This window comes from Nonomuraea sp. NPDC001684 (assembly GCF_053596515.1).
Window position 1 is genome coordinate 1 of sequence record NZ_JBSFGJ010000508.1, and the last position, 6,255, is coordinate 6,255.

The 6,255-nt window shown below is 72.5% G+C and carries 7 protein-coding genes; 5 read left to right on the plus strand and 2 right to left on the minus strand.

Features of this window, described 5'->3' with window-relative positions:
* Together narI and ACWCSD_RS45425 are read left to right on the plus strand one after the other, a co-directional pair.
* Nucleotides 1-664 (plus strand): respiratory nitrate reductase subunit gamma (gene narI / locus ACWCSD_RS45420; RefSeq protein WP_449924765.1); only part of this gene is annotated, 664 nt, incomplete at its 5' end.
* 30 nt (nt 665-694) lie between these two features.
* Nucleotides 695-1,321 (plus strand): universal stress protein, encoded by a 627-nt coding sequence (locus ACWCSD_RS45425; RefSeq protein ID WP_449924768.1) that lies wholly within the window; start codon nt 695-697, stop codon nt 1,319-1,321.
* A 19-nt stretch (nt 1,322-1,340) separates the two neighbouring features.
* On the opposite strand, the gene ACWCSD_RS45430 is transcribed toward ACWCSD_RS45425, so the two are convergent.
* Complete coding sequence (locus tag ACWCSD_RS45430; RefSeq protein WP_449924771.1) at nt 1,341-1,988, minus strand: pyridoxamine 5'-phosphate oxidase family protein; 648 nt, start codon at nt 1,986-1,988, stop codon at nt 1,341-1,343.
* Between the two features lie 156 nt (nt 1,989-2,144).
* On the opposite strand from ACWCSD_RS45430, the gene ACWCSD_RS45435 reads away from it, so the two are divergent.
* Both ACWCSD_RS45435 and cydB read left to right on the plus strand, forming a co-directional pair.
* Entirely contained in the window at nt 2,145-3,518 is a 1,374-nt protein-coding gene (locus ACWCSD_RS45435) for a cytochrome ubiquinol oxidase subunit I (protein WP_352326394.1), read from the plus strand.
* Between the two features lie 7 nt (nt 3,519-3,525).
* A complete protein-coding gene (gene cydB, locus ACWCSD_RS45440; protein WP_387669687.1) occupies nt 3,526-4,494 on the plus strand; it encodes a cytochrome d ubiquinol oxidase subunit II in 969 nt (322 codons plus the stop codon).
* A 30-nt stretch (nt 4,495-4,524) separates the two neighbouring features.
* Here the strand turns inward: cydB and ACWCSD_RS45445 are convergent, their stop codons facing one another.
* On the minus strand, nt 4,525-5,400 hold the full coding sequence (locus ACWCSD_RS45445; RefSeq protein ID WP_449924776.1) for an SGNH/GDSL hydrolase family protein: 876 nt from the start codon (nt 5,398-5,400) through the stop codon (nt 4,525-4,527).
* Between the two features lie 267 nt (nt 5,401-5,667).
* Here ACWCSD_RS45445 and ACWCSD_RS45450 point away from each other — a divergent pair.
* Nucleotides 5,668-6,255, plus strand: a 588-nt coding sequence (locus tag ACWCSD_RS45450; RefSeq protein WP_449924779.1) for a LacI family DNA-binding transcriptional regulator, incomplete at its 3' end; no start/stop codon positions are given.

The following is a 6,255-nucleotide window of genomic DNA, read 5'->3' on the forward strand; positions in this document are numbered from 1 at the left end:
CGTCCCCTATGTCGCCTTGACGATCTTCGTCGCCGGGCACGTCTGGCGCTGGCGGGTGGACCAGTTCGGCTGGACCACCCGTACCACGCAGGTGCTGGAGAGCAGGCTGCTGCGGCTCGGCTCGCCGCTGTTCCACCTGGGCGCGTTCGCGGCCATCGGCGGTCACGTGCTCGGCCTGCTCGTCCCCAAGAGCTGGACCGAGGCGGTCGGCGTGGACGAGCACCTCTACCACCTGGTGTCGGTCAGCGCCGGGACCGTGGCCGGGGTCATGGTCGTCGCGGGCCTGACGCTGCTGCTGGCCCGGCGCCTGACCAGCCCGCGGGTACGGCGCACCACCACCCGCGCCGACAGGGTGCTGTTCACCGTGCTGGCCGGGGTGATCGTGCTCGGCATGGCCGCGACCGTGGGCAGCAACCTGCTCGGCGGCGGCTACGACTACCGGGCCACGATCGCCGTCTGGTTCCGGGGCGTGCTGACCTTCCGACCCGACCCGCGGCTGATGGCCGACGTGCCGCTGCTGTTCCAGCTGCACGCGATGTCGGCCTGGCTGCTCGCCGCGATCTGGCCGTTCACCCGGCTGGTGCACGTGTGGTCGGCGCCGGTGGCGTACCTGTGGCGGCCCTACGTCGTCTACCGCCGACGCGTCCCCGTCCGGTCCCGCTGACCGGCGCGGAGCCCGGGAAGGAGAGGTGTGATGGGCGGTCAGATCGTGGTGGCGGTGGACGGATCCGCGCCCGCGACCGCGGCGGTGGAATGGGCGGCGGCCGACGCCGCGCGGCGCGGGCTGGACCTGCGCATCGTGCACGTGCGCCGGCCCGGCGGGACGGACGACCCCGCCCGCGCGCTGGAGGCCGCCGCCGCCCTGGCCGGGCAGGCCGGACGGGGCGGGGAGGCCGAGCGGGTCGGGGTGACGACAGAGGTGATCGCCGGGAACGTCGTGGACACCCTGGTCGCGGAGTCGCTCGCGGCCGACAGCCTGGTGCTGGGCTCGCGCGGGCTCGGCGGGTTCACCGGCATGCCGGCCGGATCGGTGAGCGTCGCCGTGGCCGGGCACGCCGCCGGCCCGGTCGTCGTCGTCCGGACGCCGCCGCACGGGCACGTCGTCCCGTGGCGGCAGGCCAACCCCGACCTGGTCATCACCGAGGAACAGCCGTGCGAGCACCCGGTCTCCGCCCTGGTCCGCGCCGCCGGGACGGCCGACCTGGTGGTGGTGGGCTCGCGCGGGCTCGGCGGCTTCGCCTCGGCCGTGCTGGGCTCGGTCGGCCACGGGGTGCTGCACCACGCGGCCTGCCCGGTGGCGGTCGTCCGGCCGCGCTTCTAGCCTCCGGGGCCGGCCCCCCTCACATGGAGTGGATGCGGCGGCCGGTGACGTGGTGGGGGACGATCCGGATGTGCAGCCGCCGGTCGCCGCCCGCCCACGGGGTGACGTCCGGCTCGGCCTGCTCGTCCGGGGTCACGTGGTGGGCGGGCCCCTGCACGAGCACGCTCCACCCCTGCCGCCGGGCCTCGTCGATCCGGTCCACCTCGAAGCCCACCATGACCTCGACGCCCTCCAGGCCGGTCCGCAGGTCCTGGTCGAGCGGGCCGCCCGCGGCGGTGCGGAAGACGATGGCGCCGTCGTGCACGCGGAAGTTGACGGGCAGCACCGTAGGCCCGTGCGAGCCGTTGAACGCGATCCGGCCGATGCCGCCGGGCGCGATCAGGCGCAGGCACTCCTCGCGGTCGAGGACCTCCAGGACGGGCTCGGCCATCGCGGGCCCGACGCCCGGCGGACGGTCGCGCCCGCCGCCCAGCAGATCCTGGCCGGTCGTCCCGAGCGCGTCGGCCAGGCGGTTCAGGGTTCCCCTGTCCGGGATGTCCACGTGCTCCTCCATGTACCGGAGGTAGCCGGCGGACATGTCCGCCCGCTCCGCCACCTGCTCGACGGTGAGCCCCAGCCGCTGCCGGTGGTACTGGATGCGGTGGCCGAAGTCGCCGGTCCCTGTCACTGTCTCCTCCTGCCGCTGCGTCCCCATGCGTGTCGCAGCCTTCCAGGCCCCCCGTACCCCGGACAGGGTCCTTCGCCCCTTCATGGGACCAACGTCCCTCGCCCACGGGACGCACGGCCCTACGGCGCGGCGGCCGGGAAGAGGAGCCTGGCCTGCATGGATGTCCTGGATCTCTCCCGGTGGCAGTTCGGCATCACGACCGTCTACCACTTCCTCTTCGTGCCGCTCACGATCGGCCTGTCGATCATCGTGGCCGGTCTGCAGACGGCGTGGCACCGGACGAAGAAGCCGGAGTACCTGCGGCTGACCCGGTTCTGGGGCCGGCTGTTCCTGATCAACTTCGCCATGGGCGTGGTGACGGGCATCGTGCAGGAGTTCCAGTTCGGGATGAACTGGAGTGACTACTCCCGCTTCGTCGGCGACGTGTTCGGGGCGCCGCTGGCCATGGAAGGGCTGATGGCCTTCTTCCTGGAGTCCACCTTCCTCGGCCTGTGGATCTTCGGCTGGGACCGGCTGTCGCCCCGCCTGCACCTGGCCACGATCTGGCTGGCCGCCATCGGCACCAACATCTCGGCCTACTTCATCCTGGCGGCCAACTCCTGGATGCAGCACCCCGTCGGCTACCGGATCAACAACGGCCGCGCCGAGCTGACCGACATCTGGGCCGTGCTGACCAACTCGACCACGCTGGTCACCTTCCCGCACGTCCTGTTTGGGGCGTTCCTGACCGCGGCCGCGTTCGTGCTGGGCGTCAGCGCCTGGTTCCTGCTGCGCAAGCGGGACGTCTCCCTCTTTCGCACCTCGGCCCGGCTGGCGCTGGCCGTCAGCCTGGTCTCGGCGGTCGGGGTGTCGTTCTCCGGCCACTGGCAGGCCCAGATCATGACCGAGCAGCAGCCGATGAAGATGGCCGCCGCCGAGGCCCTGTGGGAGGACGAGACCTCCGCCGGCTTCTCCCTGTTCGCCATCGGCGACGTCGAGAACGGCCGCAACCACGTCAACCTGCAGATCCCCTACGGCCTGAGCCTGCTGTCCACCAACACCCTGGACGGCGAGGTCGAGGGCATCAACGACATCCAGGCCCGCTACCAGGCCCTGTACGGCCCCGGCGACTACCGGCCGATCGTCGGCCTGGCCTACTGGTCCTTCCGGCTGATGATCGGGTTCGGCATGCTGTCGGCGCTGCTCGCCCTGGCCGGGCTCTGGCTGACCAGGCGCGGCCGGCTGCCCGCGGGCCGCTGGGCCTACCGGCTGGCCATCGCCGGGATCGGCCTGCCGTTCCTGGCCAACAGCATGGGCTGGATCTTCACCGAGATGGGCCGCCAGCCGTGGACCGTCTTCGGGCTGATGCGCACCGCCTACGCCGTCTCGCCGACGGCGGACGTCCCCTCGGTGGCCATCACGCTGGTCGGCTTCACCCTGGCCTACGCCGTGCTCGCGATCATCGAGATCCGGCTGCTGGTCAAGTTCATCCGGATCGGGCCGAACGAGCAGGACGAGCCCGAGACCGCCGTCCCCGCGCTGAGCTACTGAGGAAATCATGGAAAACGTCTGGTTCGTCCTGATCGCCGTGCTGTGGACCGGCTACTTCCTGCTGGAGGGCTTCGACTTCGGCGTCGGCATCCTGATGCCCGTCCTGAGCCGCGAGGAGGCCGATCGGCGGGCCGTCCTGAAGACGATCGGCCCGGTGTGGGACGGCAACGAGGTGTGGCTGCTGGTGGCCGGAGGCGCGACCTTCGCCGCCTTCCCCGAGTGGTACGCCACCCTGTTCAGCGGCTTCTACCTGCCGCTGTTCCTCATTCTGCTGGCGCTCATCGCCCGCGGCGTGGCCCTGGAGTACCGCAGCAAGAGCGACAGCACGCGCGGCTGGGACCGGGCGCTGTTCTGGGGCTCGCTCGTCCCGGCCTTCCTGTGGGGGGTGGCGTTCGCCAACATCGTGCGCGGTGTGCCGCTGAACGCCGAGCACGAGTACACCGGCACGCTGCTGACCCTGCTCAACCCGTTCGCGCTGCTCGGCGGGCTGGCCACGCTGCTGCTGTTCACCCTGCACGGCGCGGTCTTCCTGGCCCTGCGCACCACCGGCGACCTGCGCCTGGCCGCCGGCCGGATGGCCAAGAGCATCTCCCCGGCGGCGTTCCTGGTCGTGATGGCGTTCCTGCTGCTCTCGGACGGCGGCGGCGCGCTGCGGTGGGCGGCCGTGGCGCTGGTCGCGCTCGGCCTGGCCGGCGCGGTGGCCGCGACCGTGCGCGGCCGCGACGGGTGGGCCTTCACCGCCAGCGCGGTCGCCGTGGTCGCCCTGGTGGCCGCGATCTTCACCGGCCTGTTCCCGAACGTCATGCCCGCCCTGGACCCGGCCAACAGCCTCACCGTGACCAACGCGGCCTCCAGCCCGTACACGCTGACGGTGATGACGTGGGTCGCGGCCGTCTTCACGCCCCTGGTGCTGGCCTACCAGGCGTGGACGTACTGGGTGTTCCGCCGCCGCATCACCGGCGCCGTCCGAACCTGACGGCCATCAGGATCCGCGGCGGCGGCGCCGTCAGCGCCGGGCGGCGTCCACCGCGGTCAGCACGGCGGTGGACATGGCCTGGTGGCCCGAGGCGTTGGGGTGGAGTCCCACCGAGTCCACGCCCTCCATCGGCTCCATCCACCGGACGCCGAGGGGCTTGCACAGGTCGTGGCCCACCGAGCCGGTGTAGGTGTCGACGAATCGGGCGCCGCCCGCCGCGGCGCGGGCGGCGAGCATGGCGTTGAGGCGCTTCTCCACGTCCCGCAGCCAGGGCGCGTCACCCTTGGCGATGGGGACGGTCGCATAGCAGTTGCTCCCGTCGTCCGGCATGATGACCGGATAGCCGACGACGAGGACGTCCGCGCCGGGGGAGCGCCGCCTGATCTCCTGGAGCACGGCGTCGACCTTGTCGCCGGTGGCGGCGATGCGCCCGGCGAGCTGGTCGATGCCGGCCAGGGTGTAGCTGGCCTTGCACGGCGAGCCGCCGGGGTTGAGCTTGCCGAGGATGACGCAGCGGCCGATGATGCCGCTGACGTTGATGTCGTTGCCGCCGATCCCGAGGGTGACCAGGTCCGTCTCCGGGCGGAGCGCGTCCAGCTGCGGCGGGGCCGCGCCCTGTGCGCCGGTCATGTTCGCCGTGGTCGCGCCGGCGCAGCTGACGTCCGTGAAGGCGGCGACGGTCCGCGCGGCCGCGGTCAGGGTCGGGTAGTTGCGGTCGGAACGGCCGCAGTCGGCGTCCGTCTGGTTCGGGATTCCCGGGCCCGCGGTGTAGGAGTCGCCGAGGGCCACATAGTGGCCGACGGCGGTGTCACGGGCGGAGGCGTGCGCGGCCGGCGTCGCCAGGAGCGAAGAGACGGCCGCCGTGACGACCGCCGCTGAGAGTGTGAGGGACTTCTTCCCGAACATGGGCCACCTTCTCTGGAGGGGGGTGAGGGCAGGGGCCGGCGCGGCGGCGGAGGTGAACACCGCGCACGCAGGGCGAACCCGCGGCGCGCAGCCATTTCCTACCAGGTGGTTAGTTTTACCGGGCGCGGGCGTCCCGTCAAGATCCCGGTCGCCTCCGGTACGCGTACGAGCGTGGTGATCACCGGCCGGGCGCGGCGCGTAGGGTGGTGACCCGAAGCGGATACGATCCGTTCGCAGGCGACGCCGGGAAGGGCGGGTGATGGTCCGGTGGCGCAGAGGGCGACCGTCTACGACGTCGCTGAGCGGGCAGGCGTCTCCATCGCGACGGTCTCGCACACCTTCCGGCAGCCGGAGCGGGTTCGCCCGGAGACGCGCGAGCTGGTCCTGCAGGCCGCGCGGGCCCTCGGCTACGTGCCGAGCGGCAGCGCGCGCGGGCTCGCCAAGGGCCGCTCCCAGGCGCTCGGCCTGTACGCCTTCGACATGTTCCTGCCCGCCGACCTCGGCGCCCAGGATCTCGACGCCATGGTGGCCCGGGAGCTCGACGGGCTCGGTGACGTGCGGCGATTCCCGCTCTACGTCGACGAGATCCAGCGCGGGTTCGAGCTGGAGGCGCAGCGGCTGGGCCGCTCGGTGATGCTCGGGTCGGGGGCCAGTCGCGACTCGCTGGGCAGCTTCGATCTGGCCGGCAGCGTCGACGGCCTGGCGATCTTCCCGGGCGGCGCGGCGCGCGACCTGCTGGAGCACGTGGGACGCGGCGTGCCCGTGGTCGCAGTCGGTGGCGACGGCGTCGGGGCCGTCGCTGGGCGGCATGCTGGTCGGCGTCTGGGACTGGCGGACGGTGTTCTTCCTGCACCT

Excerpts from the sequence above, each read along its gene's own strand:
- ACWCSD_RS45425 (WP_449924768.1), top strand. The coding sequence starts at position 695 with ATGGGCGGTCAGATCGTGGTGGCGGTGGACGGATCCGCGCCCGCGACC.
- ACWCSD_RS45435 (WP_352326394.1), top strand. The coding sequence starts at position 2,145 with ATGGATGTCCTGGATCTCTCCCGGTGGCAGTTCGGCATCACGACCGTC.
- cydB (WP_387669687.1), top strand. The coding sequence starts at position 3,526 with ATGGAAAACGTCTGGTTCGTCCTGATCGCCGTGCTGTGGACCGGCTAC.
- ACWCSD_RS45445 (WP_449924776.1), bottom strand. The coding sequence starts at position 5,400 with ATGTTCGGGAAGAAGTCCCTCACACTCTCAGCGGCGGTCGTCACGGCG.